1 protein-coding gene and 1 pseudogene are annotated in these 1,488 nt (G+C 58.9%); one reads left to right on the forward strand and one right to left on the reverse strand.

Going from position 1 to position 1,488, the window contains the following annotated elements:
* Positions 1 to 242, forward strand: a pseudogene (locus FT726_RS27285) (membrane-bound PQQ-dependent dehydrogenase, glucose/quinate/shikimate family); the annotation flags it as partial.
* Positions 243 to 301: 59 nt separating this feature from the next.
* Here the strand turns inward: FT726_RS27285 and FT726_RS27290 are convergent.
* Positions 302 to 1,488: catalase (locus FT726_RS27290; RefSeq protein ID WP_346303850.1), on the reverse strand; the 1,187-nt coding region annotated here is incomplete at its 5' end.

The raw sequence follows: 1,488 nt of genomic DNA on the forward strand, positions 1-1,488 counted from the left end.
GGCCACTGCTGACGGCCGGCGATCTGGTGTTCCACGGTGCGACCGCAGATAACTTCATTCGCGCCTATGACAGCACCACCGGCGAACTGCTGTGGCAGCAGGAGCTTAGCGCCGGCGCGCAGGCGACACCATCCACTTACATGGGCAGCGACGGTAAGCAGTACGTGGTGATTGCCGCAGGCGGTCACGGTTCGCTCGGCACCAAAGCCGGCGACAGCGTGGTGGCGTTCCGTCTGAAATAATCCTGTCGATGCAAAAAAGGCGCCCGCGGGCGCCTTTTTTATATTTATAAATCAGCTCATTAACGCTTGGCGCGCTCGGTTTGTACCCGCTGGGCAATGCGATCGCCAATCGTCTGGTCGATGTTGCGCCAGTACTCAAACGCGCGCGACAGCACCGGCTCCTCCACGCCGTTGAGCAGATGACCGCTGACGTTATTCACCAGACGATCACGTGCCGCCTCATCCAGCACTTTATTGACCAGCGTATTGGCCTGACCAAAGTCATCATCATCCTGACGCAGCGTGTAGGGCGCGCGCACCATGTTGCCGTGCGCTTCCCAGGTGGAATCCGTCGGGTAGCGCTCGCCGTCCGCCGCCGGACCGCCTTTTGAGTTCGGCGCGTAGACCGGATCGCTAACCGGATTGATGCGCATCGCGCCATCCTTGCTGTAGCTGTGCACCGGTGCCTGCGGGGCGTTGACCGGAATCTGCTTGTAGTTAACGCCAAGACGGGCGCGGTGGGCATCGGCATAGGCAAACACCCGGCCAATCAGCATCTTATCCGGGCTCAGGCCGATGCCGGGCACCAGGTTGTTTGGTTCAAACGCCGCCTGTTCAATCTGCGCGTGGTTGTCGGTCGGATTGCGGTTGAGCATCAGTTTGCCGACTTTAATCAGCGGATAATCGCTGTGTGGCCAGACCTTAGTCAGATCAAACGGGTTGAAGCGGTAGGTTTCCGCCTCGGCGAACGGCATGATCTGCATGTATAGCGTCCAGCTGGGGAAATCACCATTTTTGATGGCGGTAAACAGATCGCGCGTATGGTAATCGCCGTCCTGGCCGGCCAGCAGATCGGCGTTATCCTGCGTCAGGAACTCCACACCCTGATCGGTTTTGAAGTGGTATTTAACCCAAAATTTCTCCCCGGCGGCGTTAACCCACATATAGGTGTGACTGGAGTAACCGTTCATGTGGCGCCAGCTTTTCGGAATGCCGCGGTCGCCCATCAGCCAGGTCACCTGGTGCGCCGACTCTGGCGACAGCGTCCAGAAATCCCACTGCATATCGTTATCACGCAGATTGTTGTCGGCACGGCGCTTCTGCGAGCGGATAAAGTGCTGGAACTTCATCGGGTCACGGATAAAGAACACCGGCGTGTTATTGCCCACCATGTCGTAGTTGCCTTCGCTGGTGTAAAACTTGATCGCGAAGCCGCGCGGATCGCGCCAGGTGTCCGGGCTGCCACGCTCGCCGGCCACGGTGGAGA

It is taken from the genome of Pantoea sp. Morm, assembly GCF_016643525.1.
Classification (GTDB): domain Bacteria; phylum Pseudomonadota; class Gammaproteobacteria; order Enterobacterales; family Enterobacteriaceae; genus Pantoea; species Pantoea dispersa.